14 protein-coding genes and 3 pseudogenes are annotated in these 15423 nt (G+C 40.4%); 15 read left to right on the top strand and 2 right to left on the bottom strand.

Translation table 11 applies throughout. From position 1 onward, the window contains the following. The first annotated feature begins 1 nt into the window (after position 1). The 12 genes and pseudogenes from MBUR_RS01450 to MBUR_RS13695 form a co-directional block, all read left to right on the top strand. Positions 2-289 carry a hypothetical protein gene (locus MBUR_RS01450; protein ID WP_011498453.1) on the top strand — a complete coding sequence of 96 codons (288 nt, stop codon included), beginning with the start codon at positions 2-4 and terminating at the stop codon, positions 287-289. 258 nt (positions 290-547) lie between these two features. Next, complete coding sequence (locus MBUR_RS01445; protein ID WP_011498452.1) at positions 548-1138, top strand: FmdE family protein; 591 nt, start codon at positions 548-550, stop codon at positions 1136-1138. A gap of 16 nt (positions 1139-1154) precedes the next feature. Next, a complete protein-coding gene (locus MBUR_RS01440; RefSeq protein ID WP_011498451.1) occupies positions 1155-2177 on the top strand; it encodes a 4Fe-4S binding protein in 1023 nt (340 codons plus the stop codon). Beyond that, the gene (locus tag MBUR_RS01435) at positions 2177-3931 is read left to right on the top strand and encodes a formylmethanofuran dehydrogenase subunit A (protein WP_011498450.1); all 1755 of its coding nucleotides are present in this window, start codon (positions 2177-2179) and stop codon (positions 3929-3931) included. The genes MBUR_RS01440 and MBUR_RS01435 overlap by 1 nt, the downstream gene beginning before the upstream one ends. Before the next feature lie 4 nt (positions 3932-3935). Beyond that, the gene (locus MBUR_RS01430; RefSeq protein ID WP_011498449.1) at positions 3936-4745 is read left to right on the top strand and encodes a formylmethanofuran dehydrogenase subunit C; all 810 of its coding nucleotides are present in this window, start codon (positions 3936-3938) and stop codon (positions 4743-4745) included. A gap of 9 nt (positions 4746-4754) precedes the next feature. Continuing rightward, positions 4755-5144, top strand: a complete 390-nt coding sequence (locus MBUR_RS14065) for a molybdopterin dinucleotide binding domain-containing protein (RefSeq protein ID WP_011498448.1) — start codon at positions 4755-4757, stop codon at positions 5142-5144. A gap of 1 nt (position 5145) precedes the next feature. After that, complete coding sequence (locus MBUR_RS01420; protein WP_011498447.1) at positions 5146-6453, top strand: formylmethanofuran dehydrogenase subunit B; 1308 nt, start codon at positions 5146-5148, stop codon at positions 6451-6453. Positions 6454-6455: 2 nt separating this feature from the next. Then, a complete protein-coding gene (fdhD, locus tag MBUR_RS01415; RefSeq protein WP_011498446.1) occupies positions 6456-7304 on the top strand; it encodes a formate dehydrogenase accessory sulfurtransferase FdhD in 849 nt (282 codons plus the stop codon). Positions 7305-7525: 221 nt separating this feature from the next. Continuing rightward, entirely contained in the window at positions 7526-8902 is a 1377-nt protein-coding gene (locus tag MBUR_RS01410; protein ID WP_011498445.1) for a NosD domain-containing protein, read from the top strand. Positions 8903-9039: 137 nt separating this feature from the next. Beyond that, positions 9040-9636 (top strand): hypothetical protein, encoded by a 597-nt coding sequence (locus MBUR_RS01405; RefSeq protein ID WP_232221927.1) that lies wholly within the window; start codon positions 9040-9042, stop codon positions 9634-9636. Positions 9637-9641: 5 nt separating this feature from the next. After that, complete coding sequence (locus tag MBUR_RS01400) at positions 9642-10007, top strand: hypothetical protein (RefSeq protein ID WP_048063133.1); 366 nt, start codon at positions 9642-9644, stop codon at positions 10005-10007. Between the two features lie 219 nt (positions 10008-10226). Next, positions 10227-10472: pseudogene (locus MBUR_RS13695) on the top strand (IS5/IS1182 family transposase); the annotation flags it as partial. Between the two features lie 3 nt (positions 10473-10475). Here MBUR_RS13695 and MBUR_RS13690 read toward each other — a convergent pair. Next, a pseudogene (locus MBUR_RS13690) lies at positions 10476-10721 on the bottom strand (ISH3 family transposase); the annotation flags it as partial. A gap of 329 nt (positions 10722-11050) precedes the next feature. On the opposite strand from MBUR_RS13690, the gene ablA reads away from it, so the two are divergent. The 3 genes from ablA to MBUR_RS01380 all read left to right on the top strand — a co-directional run bounded on the left by ablA (position 11051) and on the right by MBUR_RS01380 (position 14523). Continuing rightward, entirely contained in the window at positions 11051-12358 is a 1308-nt protein-coding gene (ablA, locus tag MBUR_RS14060; protein WP_011498441.1) for a lysine 2,3-aminomutase, read from the top strand. Then, entirely contained in the window at positions 12355-13194 is an 840-nt protein-coding gene (ablB, locus tag MBUR_RS14055) for a putative beta-lysine N-acetyltransferase (protein WP_011498440.1), read from the top strand. The genes ablA and ablB overlap by 4 nt, the downstream gene beginning before the upstream one ends. Positions 13195-13878: 684 nt before the next feature. Further along, complete coding sequence (locus MBUR_RS01380) at positions 13879-14523, top strand: MarC family protein (RefSeq protein ID WP_011498439.1); 645 nt, start codon at positions 13879-13881, stop codon at positions 14521-14523. 70 nt (positions 14524-14593) lie between these two features. Here MBUR_RS01380 and MBUR_RS01375 read toward each other — a convergent pair. Continuing rightward, positions 14594-15197: pseudogene (locus MBUR_RS01375) on the bottom strand (IS5 family transposase); the annotation flags it as partial. Positions 15198-15423 lie beyond the last annotated feature (226 nt).

Here is a 15423-nt window from a genome sequence, read left to right as displayed (position 1 = left end):
TATGGAAATTCGTTCTATTGCTCCTTGTACAAGCAAGCCTTCTATTTTTCATGTAGAGGCGCAGCTTGAAAATGAGATAGATATCCCAAAGGCATGTGAAGCTTTATCTGTCGAAGAAGGCGTTACCATCAAGTTTCTCAGGTGTTCTGAAGAGCTTGGTGCGATCCGTTTTACTTCAGGTGCTATGATGGTGCTTATCTATGGGAGTGGCAAGATCACTGTGAGACATGCGCCGGATGATGGTACTGCCAGACAATTGCTCGAAAGGGTTGCTGAGCTGGTGGAATGAATTTGATGAGGTGAAGGGCTGTCGATAGTTTATTCTTAGAATATGGCCTTACTTTTTCTATTTTCCGTTTTATCTGTTCCTATGCAAAAAAGAATTCAATTGGCTATTTAAGCTTCCTGCTGATATTCGACCGGCAACGATAAACTATATATAATTTTCACCAGTATGTTCCTTAACATTAGAGGCTATGCTATCAGGCAGAGCCTATAAGGATCTGGCTGATTCGATGTGTTATTTCATAAATTAAGAGGTCTTCATATGGATGATATGGATACTATTATCAACAGGATAAAAGAGCAAGATCCAGAGCTATTTTTGCAGATAGAGAAGATAATTCCTTTTCACGGGTACTTGAGCTCGGGAGCAATGATAGGATTACAGATGCTCACGATGGCGAAGAGATTACTTGATGTTAAGGAAGGAGAACGCATCTATGTTACAGCGGAGACATCAAATTGTGTCCCTGATCCATTCCAGATACTCGAGGGTGCTACCATCGGGAATAAGGGAATGAAGATCAAGGACTACGGCAAGATGGCTGTTACCGTGAACAAACGTGGTGCACCGGGTGAAATGATCATGCCCGCAGTCAGGATATATCTTGATGCGGAAAAGACCGAGGCTTATCCCAGATTGCATGCGTGGTTCATGAACCTTGAAAAAGTACGTCATGAAGAGATCCTGCCTATTTTACTCGAAGCAGGCGAGAAAATTTATTCTTACACTTTTACAGCGATCGAAGTTCCTGTCAAGAAAAGCAAGCAAGTAAGGCTGTGCGAAAAATGTGGAGAGAGCTTCATTCAATATGAAGGCGAAGCGCTTTGTGAAGCATGCAGGCATGAGCAGTAATTACGGAGTAGATGAGATGAACGAAATAGTAGTTCAGACAAAAGATAACAAGCAAGTGGTGTATTTACCAGAAAAGTGCATTGGTTGCGGAACCTGTACGATGGTCTGTCCTAAGGACACATTGATCATAGGTTCAGTAGGACCTGTTGCCAGGGGACTCATCAATAAGGAGTACCTGGATATTAGAGATACATGTATCACATGTGGAATGTGTACTAAGGTCTGTCCAACAGGTGCCCTTGAGATGAGAGAAGATGGAAAGCCTGTATGCGATGAGAACTTCCTGTGCAGCTCGCTCGCACCAACAACGGTGAACGATAATTGTGTACACTGTGGTGTATGTGAGCAGATCTGTCCGCAGGGTGCTATCGAGACCAGGCAGTGGCTTGCAAACGATGGCAGTGCACGCATAGATGGTGAAACCATCATCGATCAGGAAACCTGCGTACACTGTGGATGGTGTAGCGAGGTATGTCCAACTAATGCTATAACTGTGCAGAAACCTTTCGAGGGTACCTGGGAACGTGCAGAGGATGTCTGTCAGGCATGCCGTACCTGTGTGGATGTATGTCCATGCAATGCACTGTTCAATCCGGAATGGGCTCCAGGAGAAAGAGTTGACAAGGTCGCTCAGCGTCCTGATGCATGTATCTACTGTGGTGCATGTGCTGTTTCCTGTCCTGTCAATGCTATCGATGTCCAGAAGACAGCGATCGTTCCTGACATGAACAAGAAAGCTGTATTTGAGAAGAAACTTCTCAACAAGCCATCAGCAACTCCTGTATTGACCTCTGTCCTGGTGACAGATGAAGATGCATGTCTTGGCTGTGGAAATTGTGTGATCATGTGTCCTGTCAATGCAAAATCCTCAAAGGATCTTGCAGCAGGTTCACTGAATGATCTTGATGAGAAACCACTGCTTGAGGTAAGGAACGGTACTGTCAAAGTAGTTGATCAGGAAGCATGTGGCTCCTGTGGTGCATGTGCTCTTATCTGCCCGGTTTCTGCAATTTGGCTTGAGAAGAGGGAGGTTGAATAATGGCTGGAACTATTGTAATTAAGAACGGATATGTTTATGACCCGCTCAATGAAGTGAACGGTGAACAGCAGGACATCTTCATCAAGGACGGCGTGGTAGTTTCCGAACTTTCCGCAGCTGATCTGAAAGATGTTAAGGTAATTGATGCAACAGGCAAGACAGTTATGCCTGGTGGTGTAGATTCTCACTCACATATTGCCGGTGCTAAGGTCAATACCGGTAGGATGATGCGTCCTGAGGATGGTTACAAGACAACAAGGACAAAAACAGCTATCGCTCACTCAGGTTCAGGGGAGACCGTACCATCCGTCTACATGGAAGGTTACGAATACTCCAAGCTGGGATATACTACTGCTTTTGAGGCAGCTGTTCCTCCAATGGAAGCACGTCATACACACGAAGAGATGCGCTCCATCCCAATGCTCGATATGGGTGGCTACCTTGTTCTCGGTAACAACTGGTTCATGATGCGCTACTTGAAGGAAGGCGACATGGACAGGGCAGCAGCATATGTTGCATGGATGATGAGAACTCATAAGACATACGGTATCAAGTGTGTCAATCCTGGTGGAGTTGAGAACTGGGGCTGGGGAAAGAATGTTTCTTCCCTTGATGAGCAAAATATACACTTCGAGATATCTTCCAGGGAGATCATCGATGGGCTGACCGAAGTAAACGAAATGCTTGGTATGCCAATGTCAATGCACCTTCACGCAAACAATCTTGGTCATCCGGGAAACTACAGGACAACAAAGGAATCTCTTGGTATTTCCAGCAAAACAAAGGCAAAGCAGAACATGAGTGTTAACTGGGCTGAGACAAAGATCGATGCAAGCAGAGATCAGTCAGTGTACCTCACACACATGATGTTCAATGCATTTGCCGGCACATCCTGGCGTGATTTCGAATCTGGTGTCAAGCCTCTTGCAGATTATATCAACAACGCTGACCATGTTGTCATTGACAGTGGTTGCGTACCATTCGGTGAAGCAACATGTATGACTGGTGATGGTCCTTCCATCCACGATCTCTCAGTGCTTACTGGTGGCAAATGGTCCAACACTGATGTTGAGCTTGAATGTGGTTCAGGTGTCTGTCCATTTACATATCTTAAGAGCAACCCTGTTCACAGCACTCAGTGGGCAATGGGTCTTGAGTGCCTGCTCCTTATCGACGATCCATGGAAGACCATCATGACAACCGACAGTCCAAATGGCGGACCGTTCACCAAGTATCCACTCGTTATGAGCTGGCTCATGTCCGAGAAGTTCAGGGAACAGACATTCAGTGAATGTCACAAATGGGCTAACGACAGAAGTACACTCGGTGGTGTTGACAGGGAAATGTCCCTTTACGACCTTGCGATTCTTACCCGTGCTAACACGGCAAAGACCATTGGTATGGCACACAGGAAGGGTAGCTTTGGTATCGGTGCAGATGGTGATGTTACTATTTACGACATCGACCCAACAAAGATCGATACCAGGGAATATTCTGACCTGATCAACAAATTCAGCACTGCTGAATACACTATCAAAGGCGGAGAGGTTGTCTGCCACGATGGTGAGATCACTATGATCCCTGATAAAAGGACATATTATACCGACGCGAGCGTTCCTGATGCAAATGAGAAAGAAATGCTTAAGGATGTTCAGGAATGGTTCAGGTATTATTCACACGGTTTCAACCACTATCCAACACCTGAGAAGTACCTGGTCAATCCAACAGTGATCAAGGTAAACACGGAGCAGTGAGAGCATGGCAGAAGTCATTCTTACAGTCAATACTGAAATTGGTTTAAAAATAGAGGCGGATGTTATCACTCCTGATACATTTGCTGGCAAGAACAAGAGCGAAATCGAGGCTCTGCTGGTTTGGCAGGGCCCAAAACAGTTTCCTATCTCTGCATTCTTTGATGTGGAGGGCGATGCTGGTGCTTCTGCAGAAGATACATCTATTGTCATCAAAGGCGATTCTGCGAGAGTAAAGCGCATCGGTGAAAAGATGACAGTTGGAAATATCACTGTTGAAGGATCTGTCAGCATGCATGTAGGCTCCCAGATGGTAGGTGGCGAGATCCTTGTAAAAGGCGATGCTGATTCATGGGCAGGAATGGAGATGGTAGGTGGACTTATCCACATCGAAGGTAATGCAAATGACCACGTTGGTTGTGCATACCGCGGTAAGTGGATAGGAATGTCCGGCGGACGCATCGTTATCGATGGTGATGCTAACAATAACCTTGGTGGCGGTATCAGCGGTGGGGAGATAATCGTTGGTGGAAATGTCGGTCACTACACTGGCATTCGCCAGAACGGCGGTCTTATCGCTGTAAAAGGAAATGCTATTCGTGCAGTTGCTGCTGAAATGACAGCCGGTACAATGGTTGTTAATGGAACTATCGAGAGATTCTCTCCTGGATTTGAATATGTGACAAACGAAAGCGACCTTAAGTTCGATGATATAGAATGCCCGGGTGAGTTCATGAAGTTCCTCGGTGACAATGCGATCACAAAGAGGCCAAAGGGCACGCTCTATGTCAATCAGGCTGCAAATCTGGATCTGTGAGGTGTGATAATGGAAGTATTACTTAACACAGGAAGTACCATTAATGAGGGCAGACTTGCAAAAGGTGGAAACAAGTATTCAGAGGAATATAGGCTCGAGTGCGCAGTGTGCTGGCTCTCCCCCTCTAATTTTGGATCCCTTGGATGCCCGGAAAAAGTAAAAGTAACAAGTAAGGACAAAAAACATTCCATCATAGTTTATACAAAATGTACAGATGTTATGATGGATGGAGATGTATTCATGCCAAGAGCGATCTGGTCTAACGTGATCATTGATCCATATACATTCTCAACAGGTTCTCCTCTCTACAAAGGCAGTCCTGTGACTGTCGAGGCAGGAGAAGGTGATGTATTGAGTGCAGAGGATGTTGTCCTTAATCTCTATATGGGAGGTAAATGATATGGTTTTTAAGAACATTATGTGTCCGGTATGCGGAGCTTCATGTGATGATATCCAGGTAGAGCTTGGAGATAACGAGATCACTGTCAAGAACGCATGCAAGATGGGTAATGCAAAGTTCCAGGAAGTCGTAAGTTCACACCGTCTTAAGGACCCACTTGTCAAAAAGAATGGTAAGCTTGAGAAAGCTGCATGGGACGAAGCACTCACAAAGGCTGCAGAGATGCTTGTGAACGCAAAGAGACCTCTTTTCTTCCTCGGAAGTGAGACCTCATGCGAAGCACAGGAAGTCGGTCTTCATATCGCTGAGTATCTTGGCGGTGTAGCAGATTCTAATGCAACTATCTGCCACGGTCCTACTGTTATGGGTATTCAGGAAAGCGGATGTGCAGGCTCAACAGCAGGTCAGGTCAAGAACAGGGCTGACGTGAACATCTATTGGGGAACCAACCCTCTGGCATCCATGCCAAGACACATGTCTAAGTATGCTGTCTTCCCAAGAGGATACTGGTCTAAGAGAGGAAGGTTCGACCGTAAGGTTATCACTGTTGACCCAAGAAGGACCGATACAGCAGTAGCATCAGACCTTCACATACAGCTTAAACCAAACTCTGACTATGAGCTTTTGAGCGCACTGCTGACCATCCTTAACGGAAAACGTCCACACCCATCTGTAGAGGAGATCACAGGTGTGCCAATTTCTGCAATGGATGAGATGATCGATGTAATGGTGAATGCAAACTTCGGTAGCATCTCAGTCGGTCTTGGTCTTGGTTCTTCAATGGGTAAGCACAGGAACGTTGAGCTTGGTCTCAACCTTGTAAAAGAGCTCAACAACAACCACGGTACAAAGTTCGTACTCGGTGCACTCAGAGGTCACTGTAATGTGGCAGGTTTCAACCAGGTCGCATCATATCTGTACGGATATCCGTTTGGTATCGACTTCTCAAGAGGCTATCCAAGGTACAACCCTGGAGAGACCACCACTGTTGATCTGCTGAGGGATAAGGACGTAGACGCTGCATTCGTTATGTGTGCTGACCTTGTCAACCACATTCCTGCAGATGCTGCATCCTATCTTGCAGAGATCCCAATGACCTGCCTGGATATTGCTCCATGCCCAACAACAACAGCTTCAGATGTTGTTCTTCCTGGTGTCATCGATGCAATGGAGAATGACGGTACATTCTACAGGCTCGACAACGTGCCAATGTACTTCAAGCCGTTCACAACATCTCCATTCGAGTTCACACAGAGCAATGAAGACACACTCAAGCAGTTGTTCGCAAAGATAAAGGAAATTGCTTGATCATGCCGTTGGATTGGCACATTGAAAGAAAGAACGCTCAGAATAACTTCTGGCGTGATGAGGAATGGGATTCTTCCGCTCCTTATCTTTCTTATAAGGGTGTCGAGCTTACGGAAGACAGCAGTAACGAAATAGATGTGGATGTCATCGTTGAGAAAGAATTCCATCTTTCACTCAATGACGTCCCCCTTGCTTCTTTTTTTGCAACCCCTCAAGAGTTCGAAGAACTGGCTGTGGGTTTTTTAATATGTGAAGGTTTTATCGATCACGCCATTGACATCATATCGGTCGAGGTCAAAGATGACCGTCTGATATGCGAAGCGGACATCTGTACGGACCGTATCGGAAAGACCAAACGTAACATAGATCCTGATTCAAGATTCGATTTTTGCAGTTGTGCCATTGGCTCTAGACCCTGCAAGAAAAAGGTCGGTAATGTTTCTGACATAAGATTTGACCGTAAGGTCCTCTTCAATGCAGTGGAACACCTCAAGACCGATGCAAAGACATGGAGACGCACCGGCGGTACTCATTCGGTCATTATCACTGATAACGACAGCAATATCCTGGCATTCTGTGAAGATGTGAGCAGGGCTTCAGCTGTTGACAAAGCAGTTGGCAAAGCAGCCCTTGCAGGTGTGGATATGTCCAAATGTGCAATTGTCGCTACAGGCAGGCTTTCAGTCACAATGGTCTCAAAGGCCGTTAATGCAGGAGTTTCCGTACTCGCCAGCAAGGCAGGTCCCATAAATGAAGGTATCGACCTCGCAAGGGCGGTAGGTCTGTCACTGGTGGGTTTTGTTCGCCCGCCTCATATGTATGTCTATAACGGTATTGAGAGAATTATTTAAGGACAATTTTGTTCATATTTCAGTTTTAATTCTTGATCAATTTTGCTTTAATGTCTTCCATTTTTGCTGTCTGTTCCATCTGTCCCTGCTAATCCAATCTCTCTCTATTTTATATATGCACATCCAAATTTATTTATATGTTTGATGTGTTCTATGATTAACACATTGTTTATAAGGTCCATATCTTGAGGTTCCATCTTTGTTGTGTGATATTTTTGCTTATGCCTATTGGAAATATTGCAGCTAAAGATATCACCGTAGATGATGATGGTTTTGCCAAATTTATGTCGATAGACGAGGCTGTTAAATATTCAAAAACAGGTGATACTATCATTGTGTACCCTGGCACATATTTCGAAAATGTAGATGTTTACAAGGAGATAACACTTGTTTCATATTCAGGAGATCCGAATGATACTATTATCCAAACTTTAGGTCCAGACGCTCATGTTCTTCATGTGACCGAGGATAATGTGACCATTAGTGGCTTTACTATAATAGGTGCAAGTACCTCTAAATATGATTCGGGATCAGGCATTTATCTCGATGAAGTGGTAAATGCTTTTATTAGCAACAACATTATCACAAAAAATAATGCGGGTGTCATTCTTGTTCGATCAGAGAACAATACGCTGGTCAATAATGTTGCATACATGAATCGTAATGGTATTAGTATTGGGGATTCTGACCATAATGTGCTTAATAATAATACTGTGAAACAGAACAAGTTCAATGGCATAGTTCTTGGCTATTCTGACAACAATAGTTTGATCAATAATAATGCAAGTTCGAACTATGATAGTGGCATTAGACTGGAATCTTCAAATGACAATGAGTTAATCGTCAATGTTGTAAATTCAAACAGATATGGATTCGAATTCAAAAGTTCCTTCAATAATACCTTAAGTGATAATACTGTAAACTCGAATAGTGCTGTGGGCATCTATTTTAAAGATTCCGCAAATAATAAAGTTGAAGGCAATTTATTATCAAAGAATCTCAAAAATATTCATGAAGACTCGGATCGAAGTGATAAAAATCATATTTATGACAACGAGATAAATGACAGTACCATTGGGAATATATTGTTCATTATCTCGAGCTTTTTTGTAATTGTACTTGTGGCAGTTTTCCGGGTATTAAAGGATAAAATAAATACAAAAAAGTTGCTGATATCTTTAATTGCATCGTTATTTGTTTCTGCTCTTATTATTTTTACCGCGGTGATTTTCTTTACTAATGAAACATTTCGCACAATAGCCGGTGGATATTGGTCTTACCTTGAAATTCCGGTTATGTTCATGATACCTGCTACCCCCCTCATTTATGGATGGATAACAAGAGATAAGATTGGTTCGATAGTGGTTGGAATTATTCCATGGTTCGGTTTCATGATGTCGATAGCGATAATGTCAGGCAGTATATATGATTTTTTCAGTCCGATCAAGTTTATTGAGCTTATTTTCTATTATGGTATTTATTCTATTGTTGGCGGTCTGGCAGGTTATTTTGCATCAAAAAGAAAGATTGAATATCTTCTTATTGCGATTGTTCTTGCAATGGGATGGATCACTATTTTTCTCAGTGGCATTGACTGAAAAAGGGGAAATTAATTAAGTAAAATGGTAGGCTTGGTTTCATGAAATTCTCATTCAAAATTTTAATAATTCTTCTAATTATATCTGCATTTACCTCAAGTGCATGTGCAGATGTGTTATTTCCCGGAACACGCGGTATGGACAGATGTGTTAAAATAGTGAATCTGGATGAGTTCCCGGAAATTGTGCTGGTCGGACACATAACCGGTCCGGTCATCCAGTGTGAGAATCCGTATATCATCAGCCCGGATGAATGTTTGACTAAGTTTTATAAAGCCAATGAACTGACGATCTATGCCATTGATAAAGCTTATCTGGAAGCCAAAGGACTTGAGAATATCAATCTGGAAACAGATTCGAACTTATGCTCCTACGAAGTTAAGATTAATCCTGACTGGGATGTTGTGAACATAGCAAATCCGTTGATGAAAGAAGATATTGAATACTCGATCGCCGGTTTTTCAGAAGAAAGGCTGATCATCTACAAATCCAGACAAGTTTCAGAGTACAAGGCTGGCATTCCGGACAGGACCGAAATATTTGAAGAACCGGATATGCCGGATATCAGGCTGACGATAAAAGAAAATGTGTCTTCTGTAGAAGAGAACATTTCTTCCATAGAAGAAGACGTATCAAAGGATGAATATCCAGTTCCGGATGAGGGTGAAGCAAACGATGAAGGTATTCTGGATTCCATTATTCGTTTTCTTAAAGGCCTTTTTAACGTTAAGTGATAAGGATGATCTATGAATACAACTTTTTGCTTGCATTACTCGTTACTTTGATAGTGGAGACAACGATCTTATTCGCAACTGTTCGTTATTGCTTCAAAACAGATCGGTCATCTATTCCTGATTACTTGTTGATATTTGCAGGAACCTTTTCTTCATTCTCAACACTTCCATACCTCTGGTTCGTACTGCCAATGTTCATTAGATCATATTCTCATTTGATTGCGATCGGGGAAGTTTCAGTGGTTCTTGTGGAAGCTGTGATCTACTGCTTTGTGTTGAAAGTGAGTATGAATAAAGCACTCTTCCTGTCTTTCATCTGTAACCTTGTTTCCTTTTTAATAGGATTGGCATTACGTCCGATATTTCTGTGACTATATTTTGTATTCTGAAGTCTACACTTTGTTATGGTGGGAATATGAATATTTTTGATTGATATTTCGATCGAATTTACATAAATGCTTTATACTGAATAAATCTTAATTAAAAGTAAAAAACAGGCTCTGTATAAATCCTCTTTTCTAACTTCAACTAAGCCACTTCTTTTTATAATAAGAAGTCCCCTGTGATTGTTCTCCAACAAACTTCAATAATTTGTTACTCGTACATATTCTGTTGTTTTGGATACTATTTTTAAGAGAACACTTGACTTATTTTACAAAAATAGAGATTAAATTGACATTACTGCAATTGATTCCACTGGATTCACAAGTGGTTATTGTAGTAACTACTATTCCTGGCGAATTAAAAAGTGGAGACGAAGTTATGTAAAGACTAGCATTTCGGTTGATGTTAGTAAATTTGTGATTACTGGTTACAAGATATCTGGTAAACCTGTTTCAGTTCTCAATGAGGTGATCAAAATCAATCTTATGCAAATGATATCTCATTGATGTTTTACATGGAGTCTTATGATATTGTTTACCAATTGGATGGATTGAAAGTTTTTCTGTGGACGTTCCGAGAATAATAGTGAAGATGTCTTTAGGAGGGAGTGAACCATTTATTGAAATGGGGATGTTGTCCAGAAGCGGCGGTAAAACAGATTTAATACAATGGGCAGGTGTTAACTCAAGTCGTGATAACATGGAAAGGGCATATCATACGTATATAAATGTGCCGAATAATGTTGATTTGGTGGATTATGCTAAAATTAGTGAAGTACTGAATTTGCAATCCCACATCAGATATAAATTTATTTTCTTGTATGATGGGGACAAGTATATGACATATTATCTTTATTTTATGGAATACACGACCTAATAATGTAGGTGTATTTTTATTTTATAGGCTACAGTCAATGAAAAGTGACTGAAAGTATCTATCTGATTCAAAATCCATGTGCTTTTTTGTGCTAATTTTGGATAGTAAATTATAGATACTATTTTAAAGCCGAAACTTTACCCGTGGTTTTTCAATGGAAAAATACAGTAAGCAACAAAAAGAAATAGCAACAATGATCGATTCTGATGACTTTCTGGATAAGTGGAAAGATTGGAATTGGCAATTAAAACATTCAATTCGGGATATTGAAACTTTCGAGCGATTGCTTGGAATAAATTTTGAGCCACCTGAGAAAGAGAAGCTCAAAGAAACGCTGGAAAAATTCCCATTGTCTATCACACCTTACTACCTATCATTGATAGATTCTGATGATTTCAGAAATGATCCTATTTTCCTACAATCATTCCCTTCACCTGAAGAACTAATTATATCGGCGGACGAACTTGAAGACCCTCTTTCAGAAGATACAGATAGCCCTGTTGAAGGCATAACTCACAGATATCCTGATAGAGTTCTTTTCCACATAAGCAATGTATGTTCTATGTATTGCCGCCATTGCACACGTAAAAGAAAAGTTGGGGACATTGATTATATACCTGAAAAAGAGAAAATACTCGAGGGTATCGAGTACATTAGGAACACTCCACAAATAAGGGATGTATTACTTTCAGGTGGAGATCCTTTAATGTTGTCTGATGATTTTCTGGATTGGATCCTTACTGAAATAAATAGCATTCCTCACGTAGAAGTGATCCGTATTGGCAGCAGGATGCCGGTTGTACTTCCATACCGAATTACAGATGAACTTGTGGATGTTTTGAAAAAGCATCATCCGATCTGGCTAAATACACATTTCAATCATCCCAGAGAAATGACATTTTCATCCAGACAAGCGCTTAAAAAGCTTGCAGATGCCGGCATCCCTCTTGGAAATCAAACCGTACTGCTTGCGGGTGTAAATGATTGCCAGAGAATTATAAAAAAGCTGGTTCATAAGCTGGTTCAAAATCGTGTTCGTCCATATTATCTGTACCAGTGTGATCTTTCAGAAGGCCTGTCCCATTTCAGGACGCCCATAGGCAAAGGAATAGAGATAATGGAAAATTTAATTGGCCATACAAGTGGGTTTTCAGTTCCTACTTATGTTATTGATGCCCCTCACGGAGGAGGTAAAATACCGGTTATGCCAAATTACATCATCTCCTGGTCGACAAACCGTGTGATCCTTCGTAATTATGAAGGTGTTATTACCTCCTACAAAGAGCCGGAATCATATAAACAGATATATTGTGATCGAAATTGTGAAAAGTGTGATCTACAGCTTAAACTTGACGACGCTACAGAGTATAAAGCGATTGGCATTTCCAAACTGCTTGCGGATTATGATGACACCACAAGTCTTGTTCCTGAAGATAATGAGAGGATGGAGAGAAGGACTTGAAGGATACTATTGAGAAGATCGGCAACTCCATTATCCAGCATGGGAGGTATAATGATCGCATATACCTCATGAAATTAGATCCAGAAGATATTCATTCACTTCTGGATAAACTGGATGCTCTTGCAGAAAAAGAAAGCTATTCAAAGATATTCACAAAGGTTCCGGAATATTTCAAAGAACTTCTTTGTGATAGAAATTATCTTTGTGAAGCGGCCATCCCACAATATTATGATGGGAAAGAAAATGCAGTGATCATGAGCAAATTCCTTGATGATAAGAGAAGCATTGACTGTTTGAATGAACGGCATGAAAATGTGCTAACGACGGCTCTATCAAAAAGAAACGATCAGCAGAGCAATGTTCCATCTGAATACTCGATCAGAATATGTGATAAAAGTGATATTTCACAAATGGCGGATCTATATAATAAAACATTTGAAACCTATCCATTTCCCATACATGATCCCGATTACCTCTTAAAAACAATAGAGGATAATGTAGTGTATTTTGGAGCTTTCAAAGAAGATCAAATTATTGCACTCTCTTCTTCTGAAATAGAATACGGTCACTTGAATGTGGAAATGACAGATTTTGCAACATTGCCTGAATTCCGGGGAAAGGGCTTATCTTCATATTTGCTTGGAAAAATGGAAGATGAAATGAAAGCAAAGGGCATCAAAACTGCATATACCATTGCAAGAGCCAGCTCTTATGGAATGAATATTGTGTTTGCAAAATGTGGATATGAATATTGTGGAAGACTTGTAAATAATACCAATATATCTGGCAATATTGAAAGCATGAATATTTGGTATCGAACCTTTCAGACTGATTGATATTTATTTATCGATCATCTTTTTTTATCGTGTGACAAACACCAATTGATTCGCTATTAAAGCTAGTATTGTTTTTAGTTGCTTGCAAGGCTATATTAGTAATCTCAAGTCTTGTTAGAAATAATTACATCGCCTTATTTTTTTGTTGGTAATATGAACATGGAACTTATTATGATTAAACTTATATGTGAGAAATCGGTATTAGGTAAATTGCTTAGACAAATTCAAATTCTTTTTTGTTACCAGATTGTATATCAAAATCAATTAATAGTTTTAAATCATACTATATATTGCCGTACCATAAATAGTACGGCGTGGCAGTGAATCAGAAGGTAGAACGCCATTGGGTGTGAAAGCCCATAAATATTCAAAGTTTATTTGGCACTTGTAAATCCTTTAGGTCGGCCTGAGATGGGGATAATGTATTGGGGTAGGGTCGCCCGAAGATTGCCCGATGAGGTCGGCAAAGCGATCCCTGTTCACTGCCTTTAAGTAACTTTTTTGCTAAACATAACAATTTAAGGGTATTGCTGACCCCAAAGAACAGAACTTTTCAATATATAGCATAATGAACTGGTCCTTATATTAGATGCTTTGAAAATATCAGTCACAATGTGACCGCAGAATCTCACGGGGAGATTCCAATCGCCTACTTTTTAACTGATATGTTCGTTTTACTACTGGATGGATCATGTCAGTTATTTCATTAATTCATTTATCACATTGTTTGTTATTGTAAGCCCGATTACAGGAGTAATTACATTTATAACACTGACCAATGGTCTGAGTTTACGTGAAAAGAACGTAATTGCTAAAAAATCTGTCACATTGGCATTTATAATTTCCATGTTCTTCATTTTTACAGGGACCATTATTCTTGACGTTCTTGGGATAAGTCTTGATTCACTAAAAGTTGCCGGTGGTCTTTTACTTCTAACGGTAGCTTTTGATATGATGCATGCCAAGATATCAAGACAAAGCATCACTGATAAAGAGATAAATGCATCCTATGAACGTGATGATATCTGGATCTTCCCAATTGCAATGCCTATACTGGCAGGTCCTGCTACCATAACAACAGCCATAATTCTTACAGAAACTGCTGAAGTGGTCCAGCAAAAAATGCTCCTCATACTCGCAGCAGTAATAACATATTCAGTAGCCATGGTAACATTTCTCTTTTCCAGAAGAATTCACAAAAAAATGGGATATAATGGAATGCTGGTGCTCACAAGGCTATTCGGTCTGTTCCTAGGTGCAATTTCAGTAGATATGATCGCCAGTGGCGTCTGGGGACTTTATATGAGCATGACTATACTGCCAATTTAATTATTTACTTTTGGTGTATTTTAGCTTTATGAAAAGGATAGGGTAACTCAAAGTTGCCTTCAAAAGTCGGCTTTGTAGAAATCCTCATCCAAACTAAAAACATAGTCTTGATGATTATCAAGATTGTGTAATATTACTTTAAATTTCACTTCTTTTACTTGATTTCTGTACTTTCTCACGTAAGTTTTCCCATACTTTCTTTTTAAAACCGAAAACATCGTTTCACTCAAATTCCGCATAGAGTAAATTTTGTTGTCGAATTCATGAATCATCTTCTTCCGATATCGTCCTTTGATTCGCTTTCGTTCAAGTTGTCTCAGTGGAACGATTGCTATTGATCCAAGTTTCTCCCTCGTCAATTCGTGTATGTTTTCAGAATCATAGGCTTTATCCGTCACATAATATCTTGATCTCCTATTGCAATGACATTGCAATAGCAATGTCTTTGCATGTTTTGCATCATGAACAGGTTTACCAGAAACCTTGTAACCAGTAATCACAAATTTACTAACATCAACCGAAATGCTAGTCTTTACATAACTTCGTCTCCACTTTTTAATTCGCCAGGAATAGTAGTTACTACAATAACCACTTGTGAATCCAGTGGAATCAATTGCAGTAATGTCAATTGAATCTCTATTTTTATAAAATAGGTCAAGTGTTTTCTTAAATATGGGCTCTGTAGAAAACCTCGTAAAATCTACATCAATAGACTGAAATGCAGATTTCATTATGATCTTGGGCAAGACATATACCAATAGTTTAGACTTGGATTGTTGTCCTAATATTGAGGATTTCTACAGAGCTAGAATTGTAATTATGTTCATTCATTAACAGTCATCCCTTCATATATTGTGTTCATTATCATCACACATACACTTATCCATAACACCCTTTGTT

Origin of the sequence: Methanococcoides burtonii DSM 6242 (assembly GCF_000013725.1) — an archaeon.
Lineage (GTDB): Archaea > Halobacteriota > Methanosarcinia > Methanosarcinales > Methanosarcinaceae > Methanococcoides > Methanococcoides burtonii.
Note: the sequence above shows the minus strand (reverse complement) of the source record. Positions and strands in the feature narration are given on the sequence as shown.

Coding starts and splice junctions, on each gene's coding strand:
- ablA (WP_011498441.1), top strand. CDS start 11,051: ATGGAAAAATACAGTAAGCAACAAAAAGAAATAGCAACAATGATCGAT.
- MBUR_RS01420 (WP_011498447.1), top strand. CDS start 5,146: ATGGTTTTTAAGAACATTATGTGTCCGGTATGCGGAGCTTCATGTGAT.
- MBUR_RS01400 (WP_048063133.1), top strand. CDS start 9,642: ATGATCTATGAATACAACTTTTTGCTTGCATTACTCGTTACTTTGATA.
- MBUR_RS01405 (WP_232221927.1), top strand. CDS start 9,040: ATGGACAGATGTGTTAAAATAGTGAATCTGGATGAGTTCCCGGAAATT.
- MBUR_RS01435 (WP_011498450.1), top strand. CDS start 2,177: ATGGCTGGAACTATTGTAATTAAGAACGGATATGTTTATGACCCGCTC.
- MBUR_RS01410 (WP_011498445.1), top strand. CDS start 7,526: ATGCCTATTGGAAATATTGCAGCTAAAGATATCACCGTAGATGATGAT.
- MBUR_RS01445 (WP_011498452.1), top strand. CDS start 548: ATGGATGATATGGATACTATTATCAACAGGATAAAAGAGCAAGATCCA.
- MBUR_RS01430 (WP_011498449.1), top strand. CDS start 3,936: ATGGCAGAAGTCATTCTTACAGTCAATACTGAAATTGGTTTAAAAATA.
- fdhD (WP_011498446.1), top strand. CDS start 6,456: ATGCCGTTGGATTGGCACATTGAAAGAAAGAACGCTCAGAATAACTTC.
- MBUR_RS01450 (WP_011498453.1), top strand. CDS start 2: ATGGAAATTCGTTCTATTGCTCCTTGTACAAGCAAGCCTTCTATTTTT.
- MBUR_RS14065 (WP_011498448.1), top strand. CDS start 4,755: ATGGAAGTATTACTTAACACAGGAAGTACCATTAATGAGGGCAGACTT.
- MBUR_RS01380 (WP_011498439.1), top strand. CDS start 13,879: ATGGATCATGTCAGTTATTTCATTAATTCATTTATCACATTGTTTGTT.
- MBUR_RS01440 (WP_011498451.1), top strand. CDS start 1,155: ATGAACGAAATAGTAGTTCAGACAAAAGATAACAAGCAAGTGGTGTAT.